General features: G+C 61.7%; 26 protein-coding genes and 4 pseudogenes. 23 read left to right on the top strand and 7 right to left on the bottom strand.

Going from position 1 to position 25,966, the window contains the following annotated elements; translation table 11 throughout:
* The first annotated feature begins 66 nt into the window (after nucleotides 1-66).
* From FIU88_RS18610 to lspA, 6 genes are all read left to right on the top strand, one after another.
* Nucleotides 67-963, top strand: a complete 897-nt coding sequence (locus tag FIU88_RS18610) for a cation transporter (RefSeq protein WP_152478301.1) — start codon at nucleotides 67-69, stop codon at nucleotides 961-963.
* Between the two features lie 110 nt (nucleotides 964-1,073).
* The gene (locus FIU88_RS18605; RefSeq protein ID WP_224420027.1) at nucleotides 1,074-1,835 is read left to right on the top strand and encodes a ZIP family metal transporter; all 762 of its coding nucleotides are present in this window, start codon (nucleotides 1,074-1,076) and stop codon (nucleotides 1,833-1,835) included.
* 193 nt (nucleotides 1,836-2,028) lie between these two features.
* Nucleotides 2,029-2,328, top strand: coding sequence for a hypothetical protein (locus FIU88_RS19465; protein ID WP_253742707.1), 300 nt, complete (start codon nucleotides 2,029-2,031; stop codon nucleotides 2,326-2,328).
* Nucleotides 2,329-2,416: 88 nt separating this feature from the next.
* Nucleotides 2,417-3,670, top strand: coding sequence for an IS256 family transposase (locus FIU88_RS18595; RefSeq protein ID WP_152478300.1), 1,254 nt, complete (start codon nucleotides 2,417-2,419; stop codon nucleotides 3,668-3,670).
* Nucleotides 3,671-3,711: 41 nt separating this feature from the next.
* Entirely contained in the window at nucleotides 3,712-4,959 is a 1,248-nt protein-coding gene (gene lnt / locus FIU88_RS18590; protein ID WP_253742706.1) for an apolipoprotein N-acyltransferase, read from the top strand.
* 53 nt (nucleotides 4,960-5,012) lie between these two features.
* Nucleotides 5,013-5,459 (top strand): signal peptidase II, encoded by a 447-nt coding sequence (lspA, locus tag FIU88_RS18585; RefSeq protein WP_253742705.1) that lies wholly within the window; start codon nucleotides 5,013-5,015, stop codon nucleotides 5,457-5,459.
* Here the strand turns inward: lspA and FIU88_RS18580 are convergent.
* Nucleotides 5,435-6,688: an IS256 family transposase gene (locus FIU88_RS18580; protein WP_152478300.1), complete on the bottom strand. Its 1,254-nt coding sequence runs from the start codon at nucleotides 6,686-6,688 to the stop codon at nucleotides 5,435-5,437. The genes lspA and FIU88_RS18580 overlap by 25 nt on opposite strands.
* Nucleotides 6,689-6,788: 100 nt before the next feature.
* Between FIU88_RS18580 and FIU88_RS18575 the strand changes: the two are divergent.
* Nucleotides 6,789-6,926 (top strand): annotated as a pseudogene (locus FIU88_RS18575) (signal peptidase II); the annotation flags it as partial.
* Between the two features lie 128 nt (nucleotides 6,927-7,054).
* Nucleotides 7,055-7,865 (top strand): annotated as a pseudogene (locus FIU88_RS18570) (ISL3 family transposase); the annotation flags it as partial.
* 380 nt (nucleotides 7,866-8,245) lie between these two features.
* Here FIU88_RS18570 and FIU88_RS18565 read toward each other — a convergent pair.
* The 3 genes from FIU88_RS18565 to FIU88_RS18560 all read right to left on the bottom strand — a co-directional run bounded on the left by FIU88_RS18565 (nucleotide 8,246) and on the right by FIU88_RS18560 (nucleotide 9,211).
* On the bottom strand, nucleotides 8,246-8,686 hold the full coding sequence (locus FIU88_RS18565) for a DUF411 domain-containing protein (RefSeq protein WP_152478299.1): 441 nt from the start codon (nucleotides 8,684-8,686) through the stop codon (nucleotides 8,246-8,248).
* Nucleotides 8,683-8,835, bottom strand: a complete 153-nt coding sequence (locus tag FIU88_RS19255; protein ID WP_172977657.1) for a hypothetical protein — start codon at nucleotides 8,833-8,835, stop codon at nucleotides 8,683-8,685. Before FIU88_RS19255 ends, FIU88_RS18565 begins: the two co-directional genes overlap by 4 nt.
* Nucleotides 8,836-8,908: 73 nt before the next feature.
* Nucleotides 8,909-9,211, bottom strand: coding sequence for a hypothetical protein (locus FIU88_RS18560; RefSeq protein WP_152478298.1), 303 nt, complete (start codon nucleotides 9,209-9,211; stop codon nucleotides 8,909-8,911).
* Between the two features lie 208 nt (nucleotides 9,212-9,419).
* On the opposite strand from FIU88_RS18560, the gene FIU88_RS18555 reads away from it, so the two are divergent.
* The 12 genes from FIU88_RS18555 to FIU88_RS18500 all read left to right on the top strand — a co-directional run bounded on the left by FIU88_RS18555 (nucleotide 9,420) and on the right by FIU88_RS18500 (nucleotide 21,604).
* Nucleotides 9,420-9,920 carry a plastocyanin/azurin family copper-binding protein gene (locus tag FIU88_RS18555; RefSeq protein WP_152478297.1) on the top strand — a complete coding sequence of 167 codons (501 nt, stop codon included), beginning with the start codon at nucleotides 9,420-9,422 and terminating at the stop codon, nucleotides 9,918-9,920.
* Between the two features lie 8 nt (nucleotides 9,921-9,928).
* Entirely contained in the window at nucleotides 9,929-10,594 is a 666-nt protein-coding gene (locus FIU88_RS18550; RefSeq protein ID WP_152478296.1) for a response regulator transcription factor, read from the top strand.
* Nucleotides 10,575-11,906 (top strand): sensor histidine kinase, encoded by a 1,332-nt coding sequence (locus FIU88_RS18545; RefSeq protein ID WP_152478295.1) that lies wholly within the window; start codon nucleotides 10,575-10,577, stop codon nucleotides 11,904-11,906. Before FIU88_RS18550 ends, FIU88_RS18545 begins: the two co-directional genes overlap by 20 nt.
* Before the next feature lie 71 nt (nucleotides 11,907-11,977).
* Nucleotides 11,978-13,765 (top strand): copper resistance system multicopper oxidase, encoded by a 1,788-nt coding sequence (locus FIU88_RS18540; RefSeq protein ID WP_152478294.1) that lies wholly within the window; start codon nucleotides 11,978-11,980, stop codon nucleotides 13,763-13,765.
* A 9-nt stretch (nucleotides 13,766-13,774) separates the two neighbouring features.
* A complete protein-coding gene (locus FIU88_RS18535) occupies nucleotides 13,775-14,545 on the top strand; it encodes a copper resistance protein B (protein WP_172977656.1) in 771 nt (256 codons plus the stop codon).
* Between the two features lie 195 nt (nucleotides 14,546-14,740).
* Nucleotides 14,741-15,562 (top strand): prolipoprotein diacylglyceryl transferase, encoded by an 822-nt coding sequence (gene lgt / locus FIU88_RS18530; protein WP_152478293.1) that lies wholly within the window; start codon nucleotides 14,741-14,743, stop codon nucleotides 15,560-15,562.
* Between the two features lie 45 nt (nucleotides 15,563-15,607).
* Nucleotides 15,608-15,811 (top strand): DUF2933 domain-containing protein, encoded by a 204-nt coding sequence (locus FIU88_RS18525; protein ID WP_152478292.1) that lies wholly within the window; start codon nucleotides 15,608-15,610, stop codon nucleotides 15,809-15,811.
* 30 nt (nucleotides 15,812-15,841) lie between these two features.
* Nucleotides 15,842-16,180 carry a cation transporter gene (locus FIU88_RS18520; protein WP_152478291.1) on the top strand — a complete coding sequence of 113 codons (339 nt, stop codon included), beginning with the start codon at nucleotides 15,842-15,844 and terminating at the stop codon, nucleotides 16,178-16,180.
* An 87-nt stretch (nucleotides 16,181-16,267) separates the two neighbouring features.
* Nucleotides 16,268-16,702 (top strand): hypothetical protein, encoded by a 435-nt coding sequence (locus FIU88_RS18515; RefSeq protein ID WP_216647299.1) that lies wholly within the window; start codon nucleotides 16,268-16,270, stop codon nucleotides 16,700-16,702.
* A gap of 111 nt (nucleotides 16,703-16,813) precedes the next feature.
* Nucleotides 16,814-18,178: an APC family permease gene (locus FIU88_RS18510; RefSeq protein ID WP_152478289.1), complete on the top strand. Its 1,365-nt coding sequence runs from the start codon at nucleotides 16,814-16,816 to the stop codon at nucleotides 18,176-18,178.
* Nucleotides 18,175-20,493: a heavy metal translocating P-type ATPase gene (locus FIU88_RS18505; RefSeq protein WP_152478288.1), complete on the top strand. Its 2,319-nt coding sequence runs from the start codon at nucleotides 18,175-18,177 to the stop codon at nucleotides 20,491-20,493. Before FIU88_RS18510 ends, FIU88_RS18505 begins: the two co-directional genes overlap by 4 nt.
* 121 nt (nucleotides 20,494-20,614) lie before the next feature.
* Nucleotides 20,615-21,604: an IS481 family transposase gene (locus FIU88_RS18500; protein ID WP_152478287.1), complete on the top strand. Its 990-nt coding sequence runs from the start codon at nucleotides 20,615-20,617 to the stop codon at nucleotides 21,602-21,604.
* Here FIU88_RS18500 and FIU88_RS18495 read toward each other — a convergent pair whose 3' ends face one another.
* Nucleotides 21,605-22,132 (bottom strand): hypothetical protein, encoded by a 528-nt coding sequence (locus tag FIU88_RS18495; protein ID WP_152478286.1) that lies wholly within the window; start codon nucleotides 22,130-22,132, stop codon nucleotides 21,605-21,607. It abuts the gene before it with no gap.
* Between the two features lie 68 nt (nucleotides 22,133-22,200).
* On the opposite strand from FIU88_RS18495, the pseudogene FIU88_RS18490 reads away from it, so the two are divergent.
* The 3 genes and pseudogenes from FIU88_RS18490 to FIU88_RS18480 form a co-directional block, all read left to right on the top strand.
* A pseudogene (locus FIU88_RS18490) lies at nucleotides 22,201-23,060 on the top strand (IS3-like element ISPa133 family transposase); the annotation flags it as partial.
* Between the two features lie 294 nt (nucleotides 23,061-23,354).
* Nucleotides 23,355-24,434 carry an IS110 family transposase gene (locus FIU88_RS18485; protein WP_152478285.1) on the top strand — a complete coding sequence of 360 codons (1,080 nt, stop codon included), beginning with the start codon at nucleotides 23,355-23,357 and terminating at the stop codon, nucleotides 24,432-24,434.
* A 16-nt stretch (nucleotides 24,435-24,450) separates the two neighbouring features.
* A pseudogene (locus FIU88_RS18480) lies at nucleotides 24,451-24,734 on the top strand (integrase core domain-containing protein); the annotation flags it as partial.
* 148 nt (nucleotides 24,735-24,882) lie between these two features.
* Here FIU88_RS18480 and greB read toward each other — a convergent pair.
* The gene (greB, locus tag FIU88_RS18475; protein ID WP_152478284.1) at nucleotides 24,883-25,356 is read right to left on the bottom strand and encodes a transcription elongation factor GreB; all 474 of its coding nucleotides are present in this window, start codon (nucleotides 25,354-25,356) and stop codon (nucleotides 24,883-24,885) included.
* Nucleotides 25,357-25,363: 7 nt separating this feature from the next.
* Nucleotides 25,364-25,966 carry a gamma-mobile-trio protein GmtX gene (gene gmtX, locus FIU88_RS18470; protein ID WP_152478283.1) on the bottom strand — a complete coding sequence of 201 codons (603 nt, stop codon included), beginning with the start codon at nucleotides 25,964-25,966 and terminating at the stop codon, nucleotides 25,364-25,366.

The raw sequence follows: 25,966 nt of genomic DNA, 5'->3' as shown, positions 1-25,966 counted from the left end.
TTGACCTTATGGTGGCTATATGGTTTTTAATACTAGCAATCTATGTTGGTTAACTGGAGCCGTATCGTGAGTAAATCCTGTGATGGCCCATGTGGCTGCGATGCAACGCCTGCAGCGGATACCGATATGCCGGTCTCTTCCGAAGCGTCAGGGGAATGGGTCAGCGTGTATGCCGTGCCGAAGATGGATTGCCCCTCAGAAGAACGGATGATCCGCTTGGCGCTGAACGGCTTTGATGAGATTCGAACGCTGTCCTTCGACTTGTCGAACCGTCGGTTGGAGGTCGTGCATGACGGCGAGGCTGAGCCCATTACCGCGAAACTAGCGACCTTGGGGCTAGGCGCCTCTCTTCAGGAAACCGTCATTGCCGACCCAGAGACAATCAGGGCCGCTGAGAGCTCGGCGGCTTCTGCCGCGCAAGAGTCCGGCACCCTGCGTTGGTTACTCGGTATCAATGCCGTCCTGTTCGTGGTGGAAATGACGACCGGCCTGATCGCGCACTCCACCGGCCTGATTGGAGAATCCCTGGACAATTTTGCCGATGCGGCCGTGTACGGGCTCGCCCTGTATGCCGTAGGGCACAGTGCGAAGATGCAGGTGCGTGCCGCGCATCTGGCAGGGGTACTGCAACTGATTTTGGCTATCGGCGTACTCGTCGAGGTGGTGCGACGCTTTGTTTTCGGTAGTGAGCCTGAATCGCTGATGATGATGGCGATTGCATTCGTCGCACTGATTGCCAATACCACCTGCCTGCTGATGATATCCAAGCATCGCGAGGGCGGTGCGCATATGAAGGCAAGCTGGATATTCTCGGCCAACGACGTGGTGATCAACATGGGCGTCATCGCCGCAGGCGCCCTGGTGGCGTGGACCGGATCCAATTATCCGGATCTGATTATCGGCAGCATCGCGGGGGTCATTGTGCTCAACGGTGCCAGGCGCATTCTGGCGCTCAAGGCGTGAAGCTGCGCAGCGCGTAGCTATCGCGATTAGAATTCTCGATCGAAGCGACTTTACGATCGATGCGCTAGGCCTGAACGCCGACGAGTAGCGCGAGGTCCGGAGCCAGGAAGATGATGGATAGTATCTGGCTGGTACTCGGCCTGGCGCTGCTTCCCGCGTTGGGAAACTTCAGTGGTGGGCTCGCTGCGGAGGCCTCCCGAACTACCGGGCGCCGTCTCAATTACGCCCTTCATGGCGCCGCCGGCCTCGTTATTGCGGTAGTGGCGGTGGAAATCATGCCACGCGTGCTGGAGGGCCTTTCAGCCTGGGTAATCGCCCTCGCTTTCGCGCTGGGTGGCATTGCTTACGTAGGCATCGAGAAGCTCGTTGAGAGTCTCCAGAAGCGGCAAGGTCAGCAGGGAGAAGGCGGTCAGACGAGTGTCTGGATGATCTATATCGCCGTGTCCATCGACCTGTTCAGCGATGGCCTCCTGATCGGGGCGGGGTCGGCGGTCTCACCGTCGGTCGCGATAATCCTGGCGGCGGGTCAGGTGCTCGCGGATGGCCCTGAGGGGTTCGCGATGATCGCCAACATGAAAGACAAAGGGATTCCCCGCAGCAAGCGCTTGCTGATCTCTGCCTCCTTAGCGGTTCCCGTACTCTCGGCAGCCGTCTTTGCTTACTTCGTACTCAGGAACCAGCCGGAGGCATTTAAGCTAGCGGCACTGACGTTCACGGCAGGCCTTCTCACGGTCGCTGCCATCGAAGATATGGTCTCCGAGGCTCACGAGAGCGGTGACGATACGCACATCTCACCGCTGGCTTTCATAGGCGGCTTCGTCCTGTTCGTTCTGGTATCAGCGGGCTTGGAAGGGGTGGTATCGCAAAGCTAACGTACTGCTCCCCAACACAGCCACTGTCGTGCTGGCCGAATACGAAGCAGCTCCCAGCTTACGGCGCACCTAGTCGAGTCCAGAAACATTCACTTTGCCACCCTGGCCAGCCGGCCGAATGAATTGACGCAGCTTGATTAAGCGGAGCAAGAAAGCATGAGCCACAGGGTTGATCCTGGATTCGGAGGCGAGAATGGCGGGTGATAAATACGCGCTACCCTCTGGCCTATACATTGGCGTGCGCCACAAGTCGCTTCTAACAGGGGTGATGGCCCTGCTTGCCGGAGGCGCCATGCCGCTTGCCTTTGCCCCTGTGGGCTGGGCATGGCTGGCGGTAATTGCTCTGGCAGCATTTTTTGCCCTGACCTCGCAGCCCTCAAGACGTCAAGCTCTATGGTCGGCCTACCTCTTTGGCCTTGGTTACTTCGGCGTAGGAATCTCCTGGGTCTTTATCAGCATCAGCCAGTACGGCAATGGCGCGGAGCTATGGTGATTTCTGGTGTACGGGAGGAGGTAGGAAGGGTGGCGTATCCTGTTGATTGATCACGACCAAGATCTCAATCAACAAGAGCGGATACGCCATGACCGATTCTACTCTCCGAGCCCTGTCGCAGCCAGAACCCGAGACCTCTGACCCGTTGCACGAATTGTTGCGCCAAGGGGCACGAGACCTGATCGCCAAGGCCGTGGAGGCCGAGTTGGCCACCTTCCTGGCTCAGTATGCCGACACGACTCTGGAGGACGGTCGGCAGGCGGTGGTACGCAACGGCTATCTGCCGGAGCGCACCGTGCAGACTGGCATCGGTGACGTCACCGTCAAGGTGCCCAAGGTGCGGGACCGAAGTGGCGGCCAGGCCTGCTTCAACAGCACCCTGTTGCCGCCCTACTTGAAACGGGCCCGTAGCGTCGAGGAGCTGATTCCCTGGCTCTATCTCAAGGGCGTCTCCACCGGCGACTATCAGGAGGCCCTGTCGGCCCTGCTGGGTGACCAGGCGAAGGGGCTGTCGGCCAACACGGTCTCGCGACTGAAGGCCCAGTGGCTCGACGAGCACAAGGTCTGGTGTCAGCGGGACCTGGCGGACCGCCGCTATGTGTACTGGTGGGCCGATGGCGTCTACAGCAATGTGCGGTTGGATGACCGCCTCTGTCTGCTGGTGATCATCGGCGTCACGGCGCATGGCCGCAAGGAACTGGTCGCCGTCGAGGATGGCCATCGCGAGTCGGAAGCCAGTTGGAAAGAACTGCTCACGGGCCTGCGAGAGCGTGGCCTGACAGAGGCCCCCAGGCTGGCGATCGGTGATGGTGCGCTCGGTTTCTGGAAGGCGCTGAGCAAGGTCTATCCGACCACGGCGCACCAACGTTGCTGGGTCCACAAGACGGCCAATGTGCTGAACAAGCTGCCCAAGTCGGTGCAGCCCAAGATCAAGGCCGACCTTCACGAGATCTGGATGGCCGAGACGCGCGAGGCGGCCCATCAGGCCTTCGACCGCACGCTGAAGCGCTTCGGCGCCAAATACCCCCAGGCGATGGAATGCCTGGCCAAGGATCGGGACGAGCTGCTGGCGTTCTATGACTTCCCGGCAGAGCATTGGGTGCACATCCGCACCACCAACCCGATCGAGTCGACCTTCGCCACGGTCCGCCTGAGGACCAAGCGCAGCCGGAACTGCGGCTCTCGGGACACGACCCTGGCGATGGTCTTCAAACTGCTCCAGACCGCCCAGAAACGCTGGAGGCGGATCAAGCACTTCCAGAAGTTGGAGCTGGTCGTCAGCAACGTCAAGTTCCAGGACGGGGAGCAGGTAGCCGATCAGTCAGACAGGAATGCGGCCTGACCGTCATCCACCAGATTTGACAATAACTCAATGGCCCCGTGGTGGCGGTGTTAGCCACGGCGGCCTTTGTCTCGCTGCTCGCCCTCTTTCCATGGGGCGTCGTGTATCTCGTGCGCCGCCTGCGCCCTGAGATGGACGCAATGACGCTCTGGCTAGGACTACCGGCGGCATGGGTGCTGAGTGAATGGATGCGCACCTGGTTCTTGACCGGCTTTCCCTGGCTCTTCATTGGCTACAGCCAAACCGACACCACATTTGCCACCATCGCCCCCGTCTTTGGCGTACTTGGCGTGAGTTTTCTGGTGGCGCTGCTCGCTGGCGGGCTTGCCTGGGTTATCCTGGGGCCAAGCCTGCGCCGTGCTGCGGTAGTCGGTGCCGTGTTAGTCGCTACCCTCGCCGGCTTGCAACTGCTGGATCGTGAATGGACGCAGCCAGCCGCTGACCCAATCGATGTCGTCCTATTGCAAGGAAACATCGCGCAAGACAAGAAATGGGACCCGAGCTACCGGGACATCACACTTGAGCGCTATCAGGCGCTTACCGCGCAGCATCTCGGGGCCGACATCGTGATCTGGCCAGAAGCGGCAATCCCGATGTGGCATGACCAGGCCAAAGAGTATCTTGCTGAGCTTGAGGCGTTAGCCGATCAGGCAGGCACATCGTTAATGATTGGCGTCCCGGTACGCGAGGCGGAGGGCCGTACCTACAACGCCGTGGTAAGCCTCTCCGATCCCTCAGGCTTCTACTACAAACGCCACCTGGTGCCCTTCGGTGAATATGTTCCGTTTCGGGATCTTTTGGGGTCGGCCCTCGACGTGCTCGGGGCGCCCATGTCCGACTTCACACCGGGACGGGAAGCGCACGTCCTGAATGCAGCAGGGGTGCCCGTAGGGGCACTCATCTGCTACGAGGCGGTCTTTGGTGCCGAAGTCACTGAGCTTCTGCCCGAAGCGCAGTTACTGGTGAATGTCAGCAACGATGCCTGGTTCGGCAGCTCGCTCGGCCCCCTCCAGCATTTCCAGATGGCACGCATGCGTGCCATCGAAACCGGACGTGACCTTCTTCGAGCCACGAACACCGGTATCACAGCAGCCATCAATCATGAGGGCAAAGTGCTCAAGCGTGCTCCGCAGTTCGAAGTGGCCACCCTCAGCGCCGAAGTGACACCGCGAACTGGCGCGTCCCCTTATGTGCGCTGGCGGGATTGGCCTGTCCTTGGCCTGACCGCACTCGGACTCGGCCTGCTCCTGCTCCGTCGAATTCGTCGGCATCATCGGTTGGGTACATGACGCTTGTTATTTAGCAGCGAGCAAATTCTAGATTGGGTCAGGAGGAAGGGGATATGTCTACTTATGGCAGTCGGCTCGCAGAGAAAGCCCACGAGCCGGGAAAGGCGATGCGCTGGCTGTGGCTCTCGCTCCTGTTACTGTTTGTCGATCAGGCGAGCAAGTACCTTGCCAGCACCATGCTAGCGCATGGTGAAAGCGTGCCTGCCGCACCCTTCTTCAATTGGGTCCACCGCCACAATACGGGGGCGGCCTTCAGCTTTCTCGCGGATGTCGGCGGTTGGCAGCAGCCGCTTTTCATCGGACTGGCCCTGGTTATCTCGATATTACTGGTGTACTGGCTTTGGCGTTCACCACGCGTACTGAGTTATCGGCTCGCCCTCAGTGCGATCCTCGGCGGCGCGTTGGGCAATGTCGCAGATCGCTTGCGGTTAGGCTACGTAGAGGATGAGTTATTGTCAAATCTGGTGGATGACGGTCAGGCCGCATTCCTGTCTGACTGATCGGCTACCTGCTCCCCGTCCTGGAACTTGACGTTGCTGACGACCAGCTCCAACTTCTGGAAGTGCTTGATCCGCCTCCAGCGTTTCTGGGCGGTCTGGAGCAGTTTGAAGACCATCGCCAGGGTCGTGTCCCGAGAGCCGCAGTTCCGGCTGCGCTTGGTCCTCAGGCGGACCGTGGCGAAGGTCGACTCGATCGGGTTGGTGGTGCGGATGTGCACCCAATGCTCTGCCGGGAAGTCATAGAACGCCAGCAGCTCGTCCCGATCCTTGGCCAGGCATTCCATCGCCTGGGGGTATTTGGCGCCGAAGCGCTTCAGCGTGCGGTCGAAGGCCTGATGGGCCGCCTCGCGCGTCTCGGCCATCCAGATCTCGTGAAGGTCGGCCTTGATCTTGGGCTGCACCGACTTGGGCAGCTTGTTCAGCACATTGGCCGTCTTGTGGACCCAGCAACGTTGGTGCGCCGTGGTCGGATAGACCTTGCTCAGCGCCTTCCAGAAACCGAGCGCACCATCACCGATCGCCAGCCTGGGGGCCTCTGTCAGGCCACGCTCTCGCAGGCCCGTGAGCAGTTCTTTCCAACTGGCTTCCGACTCGCGATGGCCATCCTCGACGGCGACCAGTTCCTTGCGGCCATGCGCCGTGACGCCGATGATCACCAGCAGACAGAGGCGGTCATCCAACCGCACATTGCTGTAGACGCCATCGGCCCACCAGTACACATAGCGGCGGTCCGCCAGGTCCCGCTGACACCAGACCTTGTGCTCGTCGAGCCACTGGGCCTTCAGTCGCGAGACCGTGTTGGCCGACAGCCCCTTCGCCTGGTCACCCAGCAGGGCCGACAGGGCCTCCTGATAGTCGCCGGTGGAGACGCCCTTGAGATAGAGCCAGGGAATCAGCTCCTCGACGCTACGGGCCCGTTTCAAGTAGGGCGGCAACAGGGTGCTGTTGAAGCAGGCCTGGCCGCCACTTCGGTCCCGCACCTTGGGCACCTTGACGGTGACGTCACCGATGCCAGTCTGCACGGTGCGCTCCGGCAGATAGCCGTTGCGTACCACCGCCTGCCGACCGTCCTCCAGAGTCGTGTCGGCATACTGAGCCAGGAAGGTGGCCAACTCGGCCTCCACGGCCTTGGCGATCAGGTCTCGTGCCCCTTGGCGCAACAATTCGTGCAACGGGTCAGAGGTCTCGGGTTCTGGCTGCGACAGGGCTCGGAGAGTAGAATCGGTCATGGCGTATCCGCTCTTGTTGATTGAGATCTTGGTCGTGATCAATCAACAGGATACGCCACCCTTCCTACCTCCTCCCGTACACCAGAAATCACCATAGCTCGTAGAGGATTTTCTCGATTTTCACTATGCCCAGTGGCACTGGCCATCGTTCAACCTAGCGGACGTATGGATCTTCCTCGGTGTCGCCCTCTTTATTTGGGCGGAAATACGACATCAACCAGGCAGCCGCCGCCGCTGAATCGCCTAGCGTCTTCGCTATCGCATGCTTGACTTCCGGAATAGGCGCGTCCTGGGCCTTGATAAGGCGGCACGCCTTCATGAGCCAGCTGTACGTTCCTGATGCACGACTGCTGCCAAGGGCTCTGCTGCATCCTAACCAATCTGGAAGAGCGCACCCTGCTGGACCTGCTACCCGGTCGTCAGCAAGAGAGGGTGACAAGACGCCTCATGAGCATGGCCAACCGCCACCAGGTCGAGATCGTCAGCATGGACATGTGGAAGCCCTACCGCCGCGCCTTCCAGACGGTGCTGCCACAGGCCCGTATCGTGGTCGATAAGTTCCACGTCGTGCGCATGGCCAACGAGGCCTTAGAGAAGATCCGCAAAGGCCTAAGGAAGGAGTTGAAGCCCAATCAGCGCCGGACCCTCAAAGGTGACCGGAAAATCCTGCTGAAGCGCGCTCACGACGTTTCAGACCGCGAACGGCTCATCATGGAGACCTGGACAGGAGCATTCCCCCCAGCTCTTGGCGGCTTACGAGCACAAGGAGCGCTTCTACCATATCTGGGACTGTACCAATCGGCGTGGTGCCGAACAGGCTCTCGCCACCTGGATTGACAACATCCCTCAGGGGCAGAAGGAGGTTTGGAAGGATCTCGTCAGCGCCGTCAGTGGCTGGCGTGAAGAGATGCTGACCTACTTTGAGACCGACATCCCGATCACCAACGCTTTCACGTAGTCGATAAACCGCCTAGCCAAGGACAAAAACCGTGATGGCCGGGGCTATTCGTTCGAGGTAATGCGAGCCCGGATGCTCTATACCACCAAGCACAAGAAGAAGGCGCCACAAGTCAAGGAATCCCCGTTTCTGGGCAGAGCCACCATGACCTACAACATGGGACTCCCCGAGCCTGAGAAGAACTTCGGTGTCGATCTATCAACCTTCTGGAAGGACTAAGGGTTGGATGGGGCTGGAAGGCCCATCAACCACTTAATCCGGATACCCAAAATAATCAGGGAAGCGCCTCTGGCCAGAGGCGCAGTGCCAATGCCTATGCAGATGCAAGGCTGCTTAACATTAGCAGCCTCAAATGATGCCCTGATCGCTGCCTCAAGGCCTCCCACCCGTAGGCCAAATAACAGACAAAAACGCCCCTTTTCTTGAAATAGAAAAAATTACGCAATTTCTTTACGCAAAACCGCCCCGCCAGGGCCTCCTGGAGGGGCGGTCGGCGTGCGTAAAGAAAACGACCATATTGCATACAGCCGCTATCGGCCAAAAGCGGACATCATGCCCGGGCGAGTCATCACCCGGGCAGTCGCTATCACCTTGCGACGTTACAGCGTCATGTATGGCTGGGCTTCTCCGGCGCGAAACTGGTAGACATTCCAGTCATCCTGCTTCGGTCCCGGCATACCCGGTGTGCCGATGGGCATGCCCGCAAGGCCGATGCCATCGGTATCGGGCTGCTCTTCGAAGAGCCTTTCCACCGCCGCGAAGGGCACGTGTCCCTCGATGACATACTCACCCATCTCGATGGTATGGCAGGAGCCCAGTCCGTAGGGCAGTCCGACTCGCTCCTTGACCTGACCGATCGGGACGTCGTCGACGATGGCGACCTCGACGCCGAGCGCCTCAAGCTGGCGGGCATACTCATCGCAGCAGCCACACTGGGGGTTCTTGTAGAGCGTCGCCGCATTGGGCAAGGCCGCCTGGGCGGTGCCGGCACCGATCAGCAGTGCAGAGGAGGCAAGCAGAGTGGGGACAAGGCGTTTCATGAGCGATCCTCCCGGGAACGACGAGACGTGAAGAGATACTTGACGAGAGTAGCGATGCCGAGGCCGAGCAGAAGCATGACACTCAGAGGCATCAGCCAGCCCATCCAGCCCATTGAACCCATCAGGGCAAAGCAATCGTTGGCGTACATGATGTGACTCCTGACGAAAGTTAGGGAGCACCGATAACGAGCCAATATGTCGTTACCGGGAAGTCGAGCGACGTCAGGATCTGGGAGGTTCTCGGGGTGGTGCAGCGATGAACTCAACCACGGCCGGGTCGGCCAGGTCGGCAAGAGCGTCTGGAGGGACGCGGGGGACAGTCGGCGTGGCGGTCAATGCCGCACAGGCGCCGCAATCGGCGTTGGCGTGATCGAGCATCTCGACCTGGGAGGTACCGCAGTCGACGGCGCAGTCATCCATAGACGCATGACCGGGCAGGCTGGCGACCAGCAGCAGAGCCGCGAGCAGCAGCGCCAACAGGCGTACTCCTCGGAGGTGCAGCAGGCAGCGAACATTGCAGGTCATTCGGTCATCCTCATGGTCGAGTCCCCATTCTGCCTCGGTGGCCGTGTCGTCCAACATGATCCAGGACAAGGGATTCGGCATGGTCTTTATCAGAGCCTTGGATGCTACAACCTACGTGTAACACAAGAGTCAAGGGGTTTCGAGTTCAGTCTCATTTCAGGTTGCTGCAGTATAACCAAGGCTCCACTGATACGATCAAAGAGGTTACATGATGCGTAAGTCTCTGCTGGCCATCACCCTTGGCCTGGCCGCCACTTCCGCCCTTGCTGCCGGTGAACATGGTGGCTCCCATTCCTCCACGCCTGATGCCGAGATCGACCGCACCATCCAGGTCGAGGCCGGTGACATGTGGTTTGATCCCGAGACACTCGGCATCACCGCTGGAGAGACTGTGCGCTTCAAGGTAGTCAACACCGGCAACCTGAAGCACGAATTCGTGATCGGCGATGCCGCAGCCCAGGAAGCGCACCGCGAGATGATGCAGGCTATGGGAGACAGTGGTCATGGTGACGGCCACGACGGCCATGGCGGCCATGACATGGCGGAAGGTGCCCATGGCGGCGCTATGCCGGCGGTGACCATCGCCCCCGGCGACACCGCAGAGCTGGTGTGGACCGCCCCCGCTGACGTGGAGTCGCTCGTCTATGCCTGTAATATCCCTGGGCACTACGAATCCGGCATGGCCGGGGAGATCCAGCTAGGCAAGTGAGCCGACGCATGAAGCTCTTGCTACTCGAAGATGACGACTTGCTGGCCGAGAGCCTCGCCGAATCCCTCAAGGACAACGGTTACCGGGTCGATTTGGCCGCGTCCCTGAGAGACGCCGAGGCGCTCTCGACCACCGAGACGTACGCGCTGGCGATCATGGACCTGGGCCTTCCCGATGGCTCGGGTCTCGACCTGCTCAGGCGGTGGCGCCAGTCGGGCCGGGACCTGCCGGTGCTGATCCTGACGGCTCGGGACACCTGGGAAGACAAGGTCGTCGGGCTCGAAGGCGGCGCGGATGACTACTTGACCAAACCCTTCCACGAAGCCGAGCTTGTCGCCCGGGTCAAGGCGCTGTTACGCCGCCAGTCGGGGCGACTCTCCCATCAGTTGACGCTGGGTGGCGTTGCCCTGGACGAGGCCAACCAGTGCGTCCGAGTGGCCGATGGTACCTGGCACCCCCTGACAGGCACCGAGTTCGTGCTGCTGCGCTACTTCATGCACCATCCGGGACGGGTGCTCTCCAAGGAGCACCTGCTCAACCAGCTCTACGCCCTGGAGCAGGACGCCGCGGCCCCCAACCTCATCGAGGTCTATATCGCGCGGCTACGCCGCTACCTGGGCAAATCAAGCATCCAGACCCGTCGCGGCCAGGGCTATGTCTTCGTTGCGGATTGACCGACGCAGCCTGCGTCTCCGCTTGCTGGCCTGGCTGTCGGGTATCGCCCTGCTGGTCACCGGGCTGACCTGGCTGCTGCACGGGATCCTGCTCAACGACCTGGCGCGGGACTTCCTGGGGGAACGGCTCGAACGCGAGGCCGATCACGCCATCGAGCAGCTGCGCCGCGATCATCTGGCCACCGCGCGGGTCCTGGACTCCGCCAGTCGCGGCTTCGCGATTTTCCACCACCTCTATGTGTTGCGCCTGGGCGATGAGGTCTCGGCCTCCCATCCGCGTTGGCAGGAGGCACTGCGACCACTGCTGGACAGTGGCGAGTCGCTGGCCGAGGTGCGTGAGGCGGGTCAGCACCTGCTGGTCTTTCGCCAGCCCTTCACCCTCGACAATCAACCCGGGGTGCTGCTGATAGGGGAGGATTTCTCCCGAGTGGAGGCGGGACTGCACCGCCTGCACTGGTGGGTCGGCGGCATCGCCGCCAGCCTGCTGCTCCTGCTGGGGGTGCTCAACCTGCTAGCCGTCAGCCGAGGAATGGTGCCGCTGTCGCGGCTGCGCGACCAGCTCGGCGAGCTGCAGGCCGGCAGGCGCGATCGTCTCTCTCTGGACGTCCCCTCCGAACTCGACAGTCTGGTCGGGCAGCTTAACCGCTTCATGGACGAGATCGATGCTCGCCTGCAGCGCTCCCGTGAGTCGGTCGCCAACCTCTCCCACGCGCTGAAGACACCCCTGGCCGCGGTCATTCAGGTGCTGCGGGGCTCGCGCCCCATCGATGCCACGCGTCGCCAACGCCTGGTGGAACGCCTGGAGGAGATTCACGCCCAGCTCGATGTTGAACTTCGACGCTCGCGCATCGCGGGGCCCAATGTCGGGCGCCTTGCCGATCCATACCGCGACGCCAGCAGACTGATCGAGATGTTCCGGACCCTTTACCCGGCCAAGCGCTTCACCCTGGAGGTAGCCGAAGGCACCGGACAGCGCATTCCCATCGAGTCTCAGGACCTGTCAGAGATGATCGGTATCGTGCTGGACAACGCCGGCAAATGGGCCAACCAAGAGGTTCACTGCGAGATAGTGATGGAGGAGGGTCTCGTCCTGCGTGTCGAGGATGATGGGCCCGGCGTGCCGGACGACGACGTGGCCTGCCTGGGGGAACGCGGGTGGCGCCTGGACGAGTCACACCCCGGCTATGGGCTGGGCCTGTCGATCCTGAACCAGCTCTTGAAACGCTATGGCGGGAATGTCCAGTTCGGACACAGTCCCCTGGGCGGTCTGAGCGTGGAAATTCACGTGCCCTTTGCAAAGGATGCGCCGTAACCTGGCATTTTCAGGCGTGATTCAGCTTGCCCCGTCATGATGTCGCCTTCTGACATCGACGGGAGTCACAGATGGCACGTTCCAGCGTAATCACGCACCCGCTGTCGCGCCGACGGCTGCTCAAGGGGGGTGCCGCCCTAGGCATCGGCTCGGCAGCCGCCCTTGGCCTACGCCCTGCCTGGGCCAATCCATGGGGGCAGACCAATACCTACGCCAAGGGGATCGAGGAAGGCCCGGAGGTGGCGCTGGCCATCCGTCGCGAGTCGCTTGAGATCGATGGTCAGGCGGCGCGGCCCTACACCATCAACGGCGAGAGCCCCGGGCCGATGATCCGCCTCAAGGAGGGCCAAGATGCCGTACTCAGGGTGACCAACCTGCTCGATGAGCCGACGTCCATCCACTGGCATGGCCTGATCCTGCCGCCCGACCAGGATGGCGTTCCCGGCGTCAGCTTCGCCGGCATCGCCCCCGGTGAGACCTTCACCTACCGCTTCCCGGTACGCCAGAACGGTACCTACTGGTACCACAGTCACTCCGGCCTTCAGGAGCAGCTCGGCCATGCCGGGCCACTGATCATCGACGCCGCCGAGCGCGAACCCTTCCGCTATGATCGCGAGCACGTGCTGCTGCTCACCGACTGGACCTTCGAGGATCCCATGGCGGTGTTCCGCAACCTCAAGACCGCCGAGGGGTACTACAACTTCCAGGAACGCACTATCGGCGACTTCTTCGCCGACGTGCGCGAGAAGGGCTTTGCGGCGACGGCGGAGATGCGCGGCATGTGGGCCAAGATGCGCATGAGCTCACGCGACATCGCCGACGTCACCGGCAGCACCTACACCTACCTGCTCAATGGCCACTCTCCCGAGGAGAACTGGACGGCGCTGTTCAAGGCCGGCGAACGGATCCGCCTTCGGGTCATCAATGGCTCGGCAATGTCCTACTTCGACGTACGCATCCCAGGGCTCAAGATGACCGTGGTGGCCGCCGACGGTCAGCCGGTGCAGCCGGTCCCGGTGGACGAGTTCCGCATCGGGGTGGCCGAGACCTACGACGTGCTGGTCGCCCCCGAGGACGACACCGCCTATACGATCTTCGCCGAATCGATGGATCGCAGCGGCTATGCCCGCGCGACCCTGGCACCGCGGGAGGGCATGGCCGCGGAGATCCCCGAGCGTCGCAGGATCGCCGACCGCGGCATGGAGGCCATGGGTGCCCATGGCATGGACCACTCCAGCATGTCCGACAGTGACATGGAGGGCATGGATCATTCCAACATGTCCGGCGATGACAGGGAGGGCATGGATCATTCCGAGATGGACCATGGCGGCAGCATGGCGAGGGAATCCGCCAAGACCCGCGGGAACGGCATGCTGGCGGCGGGAGAGGCCCAGCCGGGCTCGCGCTATGACCAGGCCGGCATCGGCATCGATCCCAACGCACGCCGCACCCTGGTCTACCGCGACCTCAAGGCCTTCACCCCCTGGCCCGACCGCCGTGAACCCGGCCGCGAGCTGGAGCTACACCTCACCGGCAACATGGAACGTTACATGTGGTCCTTCGACGGCAAGACGTTCAGCGAGGTAACGGGCCCCATTCACTTCGAGAAGGACGAGCGGCTGCGCCTGATCCTGGTCAACGACACCATGATGGAACACCCCATCCACCTTCACGGCATGTGGATGGAGCTGGAGAACGGCCAGGGCGAGCTGATCCCGCGCAAGCACACCCTGAACATCAAGCCCGGCGAGCGCGTCTCGGCGTTGATCACCGCTGATGCCGAGGGCAGCTGGGCCTTCCACTGCCACCTGCTCTATCACATGGACGCCGGCATGTTCCGGGTCGTCAAGGTCGCGTAAGGAGACGCCATGAATACCAGAATCCCGATGATCGCGGCCGGTGCCCTGCTGGCCACGCTCCCGCTCTCCGTCGCCCTGGCAGAGGATGGCTATGATGCGCCGGCGGACTGGCCCGCCCCCATGGCCAAGCACAACATGGCCATGGCGCTGTTCGACCGTCTTGAATATGCCGTGCCCGACAAGGGTCATGAGGAATTGGTCTGGGACTTCCAGGCCTGGTACGGCGGGGACATCAACCGGGTCTATGTGAAGTCCGAGGGCGAGAACGTCCAGGGCGATGGCGAGGATGCCGAGTTCGAATCCCTGGAGCTGCTCTACAGCCGGCTGATCGCCGATTTCTGGGAGCTGCAGGGCGGTATCGGTTACCAGGGTGGGGTCTTCTCCGATGATCACGCCGAACGTGGCTATGGGGTGATCGGCCTGCAGGGCGTGATGCCCTACGGCATCGAGACCGACCTGGCGTTTCAGGTCAGCGACGAAGGCGACGTCTCGGCCAGTTTCGAGGGCGAGTACGACCTGCGCCTGACCCAGCGGCTTTACCTGCAGCCGCGTACCGAGATCGCCGTGGCCGCCAGCGAGGCCGAGGCATTCGGCGTCGGCGAGGGGCTCAACTCGGTACGCGTCGGCATGCGCCTGGGCTACGAGGTGACGCGCCGCCTTGCGCCCTATGTCGGTGCCTACTGGCAGAAGCAGTACGGCGATACCGCCGACATCGCCCGCCACCATGGCGATCCCACCGAAGATACCGGCATCGTCGCCGGGGCCAGGCTGATGTTCTGAGCCACGAATCGGTCTCGCGACCGACGCCACCGCCTGGTGGCGTCGTCGTCTTTGGCGATCCGAGCCTGGGTTGATCCGTGTCAATCGTCTCGGCCATGGCGTTCAGCCTGGATTCAGACAGCGTCGCCACACTGGCGGTAACAGGAACCGTTGCCGGGCCACCGGCGATGGTCAGACACATCACAGGAGCGACGCATGATCCCCTACCCCCAGATCGATCCGGTGGCACTGTCGATGGGCCCACTGAGCATCCACTGGTATGGGCTGATGTACGTGGTGGGGCTGGCCGCAGCCTGGTGGCTGGGCAGACGACGTGCCCACCGGCTCGGCCTCACCCATGACGATATCGGCGACCTGATCTTCTATGGCGCGGTGGGGATCATCCTCGGCGGTCGACTGGGGTATGTGCTCTTCTACGGCCTCGATCAGCTGGCGGCCGATCCGCTCTGGCTGTTCAGGCTCTGGGAAGGCGGGATGAGCTTTCACGGTGGCCTTGCCGGCGTGCTGGTCGCCGCCTGGTGGTTCGCTCGCCGCCATCGCCTGGCCTTCCTCCAGCTGACCGACTTCATCGCACCGCTGGTGCCGATTGGCCTGGGCGCCGGGCGGCTGGGCAACTTCATCAACCATGAGTTGCCAGGACGCGTGAGCGACGTTCCCTGGGCGATGGTCTTCCCCTCCATGATGGGGCTCGGTTCGCAGCCACGCCACCCATCGGCCCTCTACGAGTTTGCCCTGGAGGGCGTGGTGCTGTTCGTCGTGCTGTGGTGGGTCTCCGCCCGACCACGCCGGCGCGGCACCGTCTCGGGACTCTTCCTGGTGCTCTACGGCGTCTTTCGCTTCGCGGTCGAGTTCGCACGCCTGCCCGACCCCCAACTGGGCTTCATCGCCTTCGACTGGCTCACCATGGGGCAGCTGCTCTCCCTGCCCATGATGGTGGCGGGACTGCTCCTGTTGATCGCGCCCCAGCGTCGAGGCCCGATCGATGCCGTCGCCAGCACCGGCCGGCCATCGACGTAGCGTCGCTTCGATTCCTTTCACAACCCAAGCCACCGTGAGAACGCCATGGAGAAGAGAGCACAACGCCGCCTGATGATGGTCTGGCTGCCGCTGGGGGGCATCCTCGCCGTGGGCGGCTACCTGCTGGTGACCGGCCAGCGATTACATCCTTACCAGGCGTTGCCGCTGCTGCTGCTCGCCTGCCCGCTGATGCATCTCTTCCTCCATCGCCACCACGGTGGCCAGCAGGATCATGGCGACGATGACTGACTATTCGCTAGCAGAGAAGGGAGGTTGACCATGTCACATCACGACCATCGCCCTGGCGTTTCACAAGCGTCCCTGGTCACTCGCTCGCTGAAGGTAACGTCCGAGGCGTCAAGGTATATCGCGGCGGCAGTGACCGAGATCGACGCGCTGTCCGGCCTCGACGGCGTGACCTACGATCCGCAGCACCACAAGCTCCACCTGGCCTACGATGCCAAGCGGCTGTGTATCGACGATATCGAGGCGGTATTGGCACGGCATGGCGTGGACATCGGCGCCGGACGTTGGAACCGGATCAAGGAGGACTACTACCGCTTCATCGACCAGAACGTGAAGGACAATGCCAAGCAGAAACCCTGGAGCTGTCATTGAGCTCGGGGCTGGCGAGTCATTGCCACAGAGCGCGGCATGAAGGCTGACCGACCGCCTGGACGATGGCTCCTGTGGCCAGAATGGCATGTGGCACTGTTCACGTTCCTGCTCAACGTGCCCTGGGAGTTCCTGCAGGTGCCCCTATACCAGGACATGCCCTCGATGCCTCACTGGACTGCGGTGAAAGCCTGCATGCAGGCAGCGGCCGGTGATGCGCTGATAGGTCTGGTCGCCTACTGGGTAGTGGCTCTATGGCGACGTCGCCGTGGCTGGCTGTGGCGCTATGGGCTCAAGGAGTGCGCCGCCTTCGTACTGGCAGGACTGGTCATCACGGTAGGCTTGGAGTGGTACGCCACCGCCATCGCCCAGCGCTGGAGCTACGCGCCGGTGATGCCCACCCTGCCATGGCTGGGTACCGGCCTCACCCCACTGCTGCAGTGGCTGCTGCTCCCGCCGCTCTTCCTGTGGATCGCTTCACGCCACCTCGCCGGTACTGCGGCCCTACAGACACGTGGAAATTGACCTTTGGGTAACACAAGGGTTCTAGGATGGAAGACAGAGCCTGCTGCCCCTGGCACAGCACGCCTGGCAGTTCGATGCCTCACTCGCCCATATCGACACGCAAGGAGATGCATGGACAGGTCGCCTCAGTACCAGAAGAACAGCCTCTCCCTCGTCGGGGCCATCGCCCTGGGAACCGGCGTGATGATCGGTGCCGGGATCTTCGCGCTGACCGGACAGATGGCCGAGATGACCGGCGAGCTGTTTCCCCTGGCCTTCCTCTCGGCGGCCATGATCGTCAGTTTCAGCGCCTACTCCTACGTCAAGATGTCCAATGCCTACCCGTCGGCCGGCGGCATCGGCATGTACCTTCACAAGGCCTATGGGCCCACCCTGCCCACGGCCTTCCATGCGCTGCTGATGTACTTCTCCATGGTGATCGCCCAGAGCTTCCTGGCGAGGACCTTCGGCTCCTATACCCTGGAGCTGTTCGATGGGGGTAACCGGTCGCTGCTGGTGCCGGCGCTGGGTGTCGGCCTGCTGATCGCCGCCTTCCTCATCAACCTCTCCGCCAACAAGCTGATCCAGGGCGTGGCGTCGGTGCTGGGGGTCATCAAGATCGGTGGCATCATCCTGTTCGGCGTGGTGGGCGTGCTGGTGGCCGACACCATCGGTATCCGGGCCACGGCCGAGGCGCCGGCGCCCGGCGTCTCCGGGTTCCTGGGGGCCACCGCGCTCGGCATCCTGGCCTTCAAGGGGTTCACCACCATCACCAACAGCGGGGCCGAGATCCGCGATCCCCACCGTAACGTCGGCCGGGCCATCATCGTCTCGATCGCCCTGTGCGTGGTGATCTATGCGCTGGTGGGCCTCGCCGTCACCAGCAACCTGTCGCTGACGGAGATCATCGCGACCAAGGACTACTCGCTGGCCGCGGCTGCACGCCCTGCGCTGGGGGAGGCCGCCGTCTGGTTCACCGTCCTGCTCGCCATGCTGGCCACGGCAGGTGGCATCATCGCCAGCGTCTTCGCGGTATCGCGGATGCTGGCGATGCTGACCGAGATGAAGCTGGTGCCCCATCGCCATTTCCATATGCCCGGCAGCATCCAGAAGCACACCTTGGTCTATACCATCGTGCTCGGCCTGATGCTGACGGCGTTCTTCGACCTGAGCCGCATCGCGGCACTCGGCATCATCTTCTATCTGGTGATGGATATCGCCATTCACTGGGGGGTGTTGCGGCATCTACGCGATGCGGTGGCGGCCCGCCCGGCCATCCTGCTGACCGCGATCGCCCTCGACCTGGTGGTGCTGGCAGGCTTCCTCTGGGTCAAGGCCACCACCGACCCGCTGGTGCTCTACGTTGCCGCCGCCGCGATGGCCGTCATCCTGGTGGCGGAATACGCCTTTCTTTCCCGGCGATCCGAGCAGGACGCCGACCACCATGCTCATTCGCATGACGCGAGTGGCAGCCACAGCAGGGAGGATGGAGCATGACACAGGACCACACCCATGAGGTCACGGACCCCGTCTGCGGGATGACGGTCGATCCTCACCATACCGACCACCGCGCCTCACACGCTGGAAAGACCTGGTACTTCTGCTCAGCCAGGTGCCAGCAGAAGTTCAAGCGGGACCCTGACGCCTACCTGCAGTGCGACGACACACCGGCCGAGCCAGCGCCGCCCGGCACGATCTACACCTGCCCGATGCACCCCGAGATCCGCCAGGAGGGGCCGGGGGACTGCCCGATCTGCGGCATGGCCCTGGAGCCCGAGACGGTCACCGCCGATAGTGGGCCTTCCGAGGAACTCAAGGACATGACCCGGCGCTTCTGGATCGGGCTGGTCCTGGCGCTGCCGGTGCTGGTACTGGAGATGGGTGGCCATGTGTTCGGCCTCGACCACCTGATCGCCCCCCAGGTCTCGAACTGGATCCAGCTGCTGCTGGCCACCCCCGTGGTGATCTGGGCAGGCGCGCCCTTCTTCGTGCGCGGCTGGCGTTCCATCGTGCGGCGCAGCCTCAACATGTTCACCCTGATCGCCATCGGCACCGGGGCGGCGCTGATCTACAGCCTGCTGGCGACGATCGTGCCGGGCATCTTCCCCGCGACCTTCCGCCAGGCCGATGGCTCGGTGGCGGTCTACTTCGAGGCGGCGGCGGTGATCGTGGTGCTGGTGCTGCTCGGACAGGTGCTGGAGCTGCGTGCCCGGGAGAAGACCTCCGGGGCGATCCGCGCCCTGCTCGACCTGGCACCGGCCACCGCACGCCGCATCGACGACGACGGCCAGGAGGAGGAGATCTCGCTGGACAAGGTCCAGGTGGGTGATCGCCTGCGCGTGCGCCCCGGCGACAAGGTGCCGCTGGACGGCGAGGTCTTGGAGGGGCGCTCCAACATCGACGAGTCGATGGTCACCGGCGAGCCACTGGCGGTGCGCAAGGAGGCCGGCGACGGCGTGATCGGTGGCAGCATCAACGGCCAGGGCTCGTTCATCATGCGCGCCGACAAGGTGGGCCGCGACACCATGCTGTCGCAGATCGTGCAGATGGTGGCCAGCGCCCAGCGCAGCCGGGCGCCCATCCAGGGGCTGGCCGACAGGGTCGCCGGCGTCTTCGTGCCGGCGGTGATCCTGGTCGCGGTGGTGGCCTTCATCGCCTGGTCGCTGTGGGGGCCGGCACCGCCCATGGCCTTCGGGCTGATCGCCGCGGTCAGCGTGCTGATCATCGCCTGCCCCTGTGCCCTGGGGCTGGCCACTCCCATGTCGATCATGGTCGGCGTGGGTCGAGGGGCCCAGGCGGGGGTACTGATCCGCGACGCCGAGGCGCTGGAGCGCCTGGAGAAGGTCGACACCGTGGTGGTCGACAAGACCGGCACCCTCACCGAAGGCAAGCCGCGGGTCACCGAACTGCGCCCGGCCGAGGGCTTCGATAAGCAGGAGCTGCTGCGGCTGGCCGCGGGGGTGGAGCGCGGCAGCGAACACCCCCTGGCCCAGGCAATCGTCGAGCGGGCCAAGGAGGATGGCGTCGAGCCGACGGAGGCCACGGAGTTCGATTCGCCCAATGGCAAGGGCGTGGTGGGCAACGTCGACGGCCGTCGCGTCGCCCTGGGCAACCGCCTGCTGATGGAGAGCGAGAGCGTGGCCCTGGCCGAGCAGGAAGACGAGGCCGAACGGCTGCGTGGCGACGGCGCCACGGTGATCTTCGCCGCGGTGGACGGCCGCCTGGCGGGCCTGCTGGCCATCGCCGACCCGGTCAAGGAGACCACCGAGGCGGCCATCCGGGCCCTTCAGGCCAACGGCATTCGGGTGGTCATGCTCACCGGCGACAACCGCACCTCCGCCGAGGCGGTGGCGCGCCGCCTGGGCATCGACGAGGTGGAAGCCGAGGTGCTCCCCGAAGACAAGGGGCGCGTGGTGCAGCACCTGCGTGACGAGGGTCGCGTGGTGGTGATGGCCGGCGACGGCGTCAACGACGCCCCTGCCCTGGCCACCGCCGACGTGGGCATCGCCATGGGCACCGGCACCGACGTGGCCATCGAGAGCGCCGGCGTGACCCTGCTGCGCGGGGATTTGACCGGGATCGTCGAGGCGCACCGGTTGTCGCGAGCCACCATGCGCAACATCCGCCAGAACCTCTTCTTCGCCTTCGTCTACAACGCCGCGGGGGTACCGATCGCCGCCGGCATCCTCTACCCCTTCACCGGCCTGCTGCTGTCACCGATCATCGCCGCCGCGGCGATGTCGCTCTCCTCGGTGAGCGTGATCGCCAATGCGCTGCGGCTGAGGCTTGTGAAGCTGAAGTCCGCTGACTGACTAAGCGAGAGAGGTGCAGAGTCATCTACTTGTAGGGTCCCGGATGATCAGATGAGCTATAGAAGTTATCCTTTGCTGGCCGCCAAGGAGCTTCTTCACGAGTTCATCCGGGAGCAAGGATATGGACATCAAGCTACATAAACAGGCGACCACCACTCCGAAGATCCGGGCCGAGATCCAGGCAGCGCCTTCCAGCATCAGCGACAGCGAGCTAGCACGCCAGTACGGCGTCGCCGTCTCGACCATCCGGCGCTGGCGGTACCGTGACGATGTCCAGGACCGACCGCACACGCGTCACAACCTGCTGGCCACGCTCACTTCCGAACAGGAAGAGGTGCTGATCGCGGCGCGCGAATTCCTGCGCCTCGGCCTGGATGATCTGCTCGTCGTGGCGCGTGAGTTCCTCAATCCTGGCTTGTCGCGTTCTGGTCTGCATCGCATGCTCAAGCGGCGCGAGGTGCCGACACTGGCAGAGCTGTCTAGACGGGACGCGGGCGACGATGAGAAACCCCGGCACAAGCCCTTCAAAGATTATGAGCCGGGCTACGTGCACATCGACATCAAGCACCTGCCCCGGATGCCCGATGAGGAGCAAAAACGCTACCTGTACGTCGCCATCGATCGCGCCACGCGCTGGGTCCATCTGGAGGTGAGACGCAGCCAGTCCGCGAAGGATGCGCGGGCGTTCATGAAGCGGGTGGAGGAGAAGGCTCCCTTCCAGGTCCAGACGGTACTGACCGACTACGGCAAGTCATTCACCGATCGCTTCACGCGGGCGGGGGAGCGCAAGCCCAGCGGGAATCACCCGTTTGACCAAGAGTGCCAGGCCCTTGGTATCGAGCACCGTCTGATCAAGCCGGGAAGACCGCAGACAAACGGCATGGTGGAGCGCTTCAACGGCCGTATCAGCGATGTGCTGGCGACTCGGCGCTATACCTCAGGCGAGGACCTGGAGCAGACGCTCAAACGCTACACCTGGCTGTACAATCACCACATCCCGCAGAAGGCGCTGCACCATCAATCACCGATTGCGATGATGAAGGAATGGCAGACCAAGCGTCCTGAGTTATTTACCAAGCGGGTAGTCAATCACACGGGACCCGACAGGTAGCTACAACGCGGAAGCTGAGGTAACGGCTGTACTTTTAGCTCCAGAAGACTCAGCTTTCCATCTGATTCCCCGGCTATCTGTCTTATGATCTGTTTGAGCATCACAAAACGTGTTTGAGTACTGCCTCTCTTCCGCTTCGAGTTGCTGATATTCCCCCGGAGCGATGCTGCCACCGATGACGTCATCGCCGATGCCCAAAACCTTGGGGTTATTGTAGCCTTCTAGTTCACCCTGATCTTCCTGCCCTAGAATGCCAGCCTTTTTGCCATTGTAAGCAAGCTTCGTAGTAGCGGAGTTAGAGAAGACGATATCCTCCACCGGTAGTTCTATCGATTGCCTGTCTTTGGCCTCATCCGGTTCCTGCTCCGTATCCACCTCTATGTCGTCGGCACCTTGTGCTCCAGAGCCTCCTCGACCTTCACCAGTCCCTCTGACCGGCAACTTCAGGCTCGGGTGGTGGAAGTAAATGTCTTGCTCGTTGGTGCCCGCATCCAAACCCTGTAAGCCAGATATCTCCCAGATAAGCATTTCCCTGAACTGGTCTAATTGGAGCGGACACCCCGGTAAGCCTCATACTGGAGGCATTGGAGGTGTTCATGACCAAGAAAACGCGACGTCGGTACTCCGACGAATTCAAGGCTGAGGCGGTCAACATGGTGCGAGGAGAGGGTTATGCCATCTCCGAGGCTGCCAGGCGGCTGGATATCGATCGCAGCCTGCTGGATCGCTGGTGTCGCCAGCAACGTGACCGGGAGGATGGTGTGACTGACGACCAGGCAGATGAGCGGGATGCCGAGATCATGAAACTTCGCGAAGAAGTTCGTAAGTTGCGGATTGAAAAGGAGGTTTTAAAAAAGGCCACGGCCTTCTTCGCGAGAGAGTCGAGCTGAGATACCAGTTCATCGAGTCGGAGAAGGCCTACTTCCCAGTGGCGGTGCTGTGCCGTGTCATGGACGTCAGCCGCAGTGGCTTCTATGCCTGGCGTCAGCGTGAACCCGATGAGCAGCGCCAGTGCCTGCACCGGGAGGTCAAGGACATCCACGATCAGAAACGTGGTAGCTATGGGAGCCGGCGAATGGCCAAGTAACTCCGTCGCAGAGGTCATACGGTCGGTCGTTATCAGGCGCGTAGCCTGATGCAGGAAGCCGGTGTTGCCTGCCGACAGCGTCGCCGCTACCGGCATACGACGGACAGTGACCACGGGCTGCCAGTGGCTCCCAACCTGCTCAAGCGGCAGTTCACGGTGCCTGAGCCCAATCAGGCGTGGGTGGCCGACATCACCGCCATCTGGACCCTGGAAGGCTGGTTGTACCTGGCGGCCGTGCTGGACCTCTACGACCGACAGGTCATCGGCTGGGCCATGGCCGACCACATGAAGACATCACTCACCCTGGACGCCCTGGAGATGGCAATTGGCCGCCGGCGACCTCCCCGAGGCGTGCTCCACCACTCGGATAGTAATACTGGGAGATGCCAGGTGTTCCGGGGTTGACCTGACTCACACAGCGATCGACCTATGCTGAAAGACCCGGTGCCGTAAGGGTTCTCGGATCTCCTGACTCCCACTCTGATCGACCCGGGTAGTGTGTCTTTCCACGGACCTGTCGGTGATCCGGGAATACCTGACGGCGAGGGCTCACCTCGTCGATGCATGTGACTCAAGAAGGGCCTGACGCCTGTCTCGTTACTGTCGTGTCCAGGCTATCGCACTCGGTGAAGCCACCTTGACCTGATAGCCTGGAGAGACGTCATGACTCAGCATCACCGTGATCGCCCTGACATTGTCGGTGGCGTCGACACCCACAAGGATCTGCATATGGCCGCTGTCGTGGATAAACACGATCGCGTGCTTGGTACCGCCAGCTTTCCGACCACCCGGCATGGCTACAAGGCCATGCTCGCCTGGATGCGTGGCTTCGGTGAAGTGAGCCGAGTAGGCATCGAGTGCACCGGGACCTATGGGGCTGGTCTGCTGCGTTACTTGCAGCGCACCGGCATCGCTACCCTGGAGGTCACCACGCCCGACAAGACCGTGCGTCGCAAACGGGGCAAAAACGATACCATCGATGCGGAGAACGCTGCCCATGCGGCTTACGCGGGCATTCGTACGGTCACCCCAAAGACCCGTGATGGCATGATCGAGGCCTTGCGTGTGCTGAAGGTCTGCCGGAAGACCGCCGTGGCAGCTCGCCGTGTGGCGCTTCAGATGATCCAGACCCAGGTGATCTCCGCGCCAGAGGAGCTGCGCGATCAGTTGAGGAATATGACGCGGATGCAGTTGATTCGGACGTTGGCCGCATGGCGCCCCGACTTAAGTGGCTATCGGGACGTCACAGTGGCCTACCGCATCGCTTTGAAATCTCTTGCCCGGCGCTACCTGGAGCTGCATGACGAGGTGGCCGATCTGAATGTCATGATCAAGGCCATCGTCGATGAGCTGGCACCAGAGCTGGTGTCGCGAACGGCGGTAGGCTATGAATCAGCTGCACAGTTGTTGATCACGGCGGGCGACAATCCGGATCGTATTGGTTCAGAAGCCAGTTTTGCGGCGCTATGTGGTGTTAGCCCGATACCCGCTTCTTCAGGCAAGACACAGCGCCACCGCCTTAATCGGGGCGGCGACAGAGCCGCCAATAGTGCTCTGCATATCATCGCCATCGGGCGGCTGCGCCTGGATGCGACAACCCAGGCGTATGTCTCCCGGCGAGTGACGGAGGGGCACTCCAAGCTGGAAGCTATTCGCTGTCTGAAACGCTACATCGCCCGAGAGCTGTACTACGTGCTGCGCCACCGTTACCGCGAGATCAATCAGACGCAAATCGCTACTTGACACTTAGAAGGGCGTCCGCGGCAGCCAGTACGCCTCCCGTGCGTATCGTGAACGACTGGTTAAGCACGGGTTCCTGTCCTCCATGAGCCGCAAGGGGAACTGTTGGGACAATGCGATCATGGAGCGCTTCTTCGGCTCTCTAAAAGCGAATGGCTGGAGGGGCAACGGTACTGGACCCGCCTGTCAGCGAGGCGCGACGTCGTGACCTATATCGAGATGGAGTACAACAGCTGCCGGCTCCACTCGACCCTTGGCTACCACGCGCCGAGGGAGATCGAGAAAATCGCGGAAGCAGCTTAATAAAAGTGTCCGCTACGACTTGACCAGAACACTCCGCCACGATGCGGCTTTCGCGGACCATCAGCGAGCCGCCGATGAGGTCGGAGTCGTAGTGGAAGTCATAGGTGTCAGTATTCACAAGGACTCGCAGATAAAAGCCTTAAAATGATCATCTGTTATAAGAAAAGCTTTCAACATACCATAGCTTCCGCCCATCCGGAGTTACGATCTCCACTTCATCATCGATTTCTTTACCTAAACAGGCTCTAGCCGCAGGCGAATTAATTGAAACATACCCCTGTTTTCCATAGATCTCGTCAACACCTACAATCCGAAACTTCATCTCCCTGCCATCGTCATCAACAAGCACCACGTGGGCGCCAAAATAAATCTTACCCGCTTGATCCGGATGATAATCAACCACCTTAAGCTCATCCAGTCTTTTCCGTAGATACCTGACCCTCCTGTCAATTTCTCTAAGTCGCTTCTTGTTATACTGATAATCTGCATTCTCCGACCTATCGCCTAGACCGGCCGCCCATGTCACCTTAGCTGTAACCTCTCTCCTCTCCACCCTCCAAAGATAGTCAAGCTCTTCTTTCAGGCTTTCATAGCCCTCTCTTGTTACAAGTGGATTCTTCATAGCTGACCTACAAGTTATTTAGAGCCTTTTTAATAGCATCGATTGTAGCAGCTTTGAATACCACCTGACCACCATCATCCACAACCTCACCAAACTCAGTAGCGCGAAAATTCCACTTACCAACAAACTCATTGGATATCAGATATTCCAGCGCTCTTCTCTCCTGCTGGGAGAGCTTCTCTTCCTCGCCCGCTTGCTGTGACCTATGATCGTATACGTCTATTCTACTACCCGGAGGAATAATTTCATTGAGCTTGTTTTTAGCATTTTTTAGATCGGAAAGAAGCGATCTAACAAGAAGCTTATGTTTAGCACTCGCAATCTCCTCTACCCAGTCATCAGCGCTTGGCGAGGGACGCTTAACATTGCCGCCGGCCATATCAGAAAAGGATTCTATGAGGGCGCGATATTTTTCTCCAGACTTGTTCCTAATGCTTTGTGGCTTCGGAACTCCTCGCTTGGCACCCAGCCTAGATATAGTTACTATAGAGAAATCACTAACACCTCTCTCCATTTGCTCACTACACACTTCATATATTGCATCAAGCGTCTTCTTGGTTCTAGGCGTAGCGTCTTCTTTTAGCTTCAACAAAAGATCTTCATTTTTCAT

Origin of the sequence: Halomonas sp. THAF12, from assembly GCF_009363675.1 — a bacterium.
Lineage (GTDB): Bacteria > Pseudomonadota > Gammaproteobacteria > Pseudomonadales > Halomonadaceae > Halomonas > Halomonas smyrnensis.
Note: the sequence above shows the minus strand (reverse complement) of the source record. Positions and strands in the feature narration are given on the sequence as shown.

Bases quoted from the DNA above. Each gene is read 5' to 3' on its own strand.
- FIU88_RS18605 (WP_224420027.1), top strand. From the start codon at position 1,074: ATGATGGATAGTATCTGGCTGGTACTCGGCCTGGCGCTGCTTCCCGCG.
- FIU88_RS19465 (WP_253742707.1), top strand. From the start codon at position 2,029: ATGGCGGGTGATAAATACGCGCTACCCTCTGGCCTATACATTGGCGTG.
- FIU88_RS18595 (WP_152478300.1), top strand. From the start codon at position 2,417: ATGACCGATTCTACTCTCCGAGCCCTGTCGCAGCCAGAACCCGAGACC.
- lspA (WP_253742705.1), top strand. From the start codon at position 5,013: ATGTCTACTTATGGCAGTCGGCTCGCAGAGAAAGCCCACGAGCCGGGA.
- FIU88_RS18580 (WP_152478300.1), bottom strand. From the start codon at position 6,688: ATGACCGATTCTACTCTCCGAGCCCTGTCGCAGCCAGAACCCGAGACC.
- FIU88_RS18565 (WP_152478299.1), bottom strand. From the start codon at position 8,686: ATGAAACGCCTTGTCCCCACTCTGCTTGCCTCCTCTGCACTGCTGATC.
- FIU88_RS19255 (WP_172977657.1), bottom strand. From the start codon at position 8,835: ATGTACGCCAACGATTGCTTTGCCCTGATGGGTTCAATGGGCTGGATG.
- FIU88_RS18560 (WP_152478298.1), bottom strand. From the start codon at position 9,211: ATGACCTGCAATGTTCGCTGCCTGCTGCACCTCCGAGGAGTACGCCTG.
- FIU88_RS18555 (WP_152478297.1), top strand. From the start codon at position 9,420: ATGATGCGTAAGTCTCTGCTGGCCATCACCCTTGGCCTGGCCGCCACT.
- FIU88_RS18550 (WP_152478296.1), top strand. From the start codon at position 9,929: ATGAAGCTCTTGCTACTCGAAGATGACGACTTGCTGGCCGAGAGCCTC.
- FIU88_RS18545 (WP_152478295.1), top strand. From the start codon at position 10,575: ATGTCTTCGTTGCGGATTGACCGACGCAGCCTGCGTCTCCGCTTGCTG.
- FIU88_RS18540 (WP_152478294.1), top strand. From the start codon at position 11,978: ATGGCACGTTCCAGCGTAATCACGCACCCGCTGTCGCGCCGACGGCTG.
- FIU88_RS18535 (WP_172977656.1), top strand. From the start codon at position 13,775: ATGAATACCAGAATCCCGATGATCGCGGCCGGTGCCCTGCTGGCCACG.
- lgt (WP_152478293.1), top strand. From the start codon at position 14,741: ATGATCCCCTACCCCCAGATCGATCCGGTGGCACTGTCGATGGGCCCA.
- FIU88_RS18525 (WP_152478292.1), top strand. From the start codon at position 15,608: ATGGAGAAGAGAGCACAACGCCGCCTGATGATGGTCTGGCTGCCGCTG.
- FIU88_RS18520 (WP_152478291.1), top strand. From the start codon at position 15,842: ATGTCACATCACGACCATCGCCCTGGCGTTTCACAAGCGTCCCTGGTC.
- FIU88_RS18510 (WP_152478289.1), top strand. From the start codon at position 16,814: ATGGACAGGTCGCCTCAGTACCAGAAGAACAGCCTCTCCCTCGTCGGG.
- FIU88_RS18505 (WP_152478288.1), top strand. From the start codon at position 18,175: ATGACACAGGACCACACCCATGAGGTCACGGACCCCGTCTGCGGGATG.
- FIU88_RS18500 (WP_152478287.1), top strand. From the start codon at position 20,615: ATGGACATCAAGCTACATAAACAGGCGACCACCACTCCGAAGATCCGG.
- FIU88_RS18495 (WP_152478286.1), bottom strand. From the start codon at position 22,132: ATGCTTATCTGGGAGATATCTGGCTTACAGGGTTTGGATGCGGGCACC.
- FIU88_RS18485 (WP_152478285.1), top strand. From the start codon at position 23,355: ATGACTCAGCATCACCGTGATCGCCCTGACATTGTCGGTGGCGTCGAC.
- greB (WP_152478284.1), bottom strand. From the start codon at position 25,356: ATGAAGAATCCACTTGTAACAAGAGAGGGCTATGAAAGCCTGAAAGAA.
- gmtX (WP_152478283.1), bottom strand. From the start codon at position 25,966: ATGAAAAATGAAGATCTTTTGTTGAAGCTAAAAGAAGACGCTACGCCT.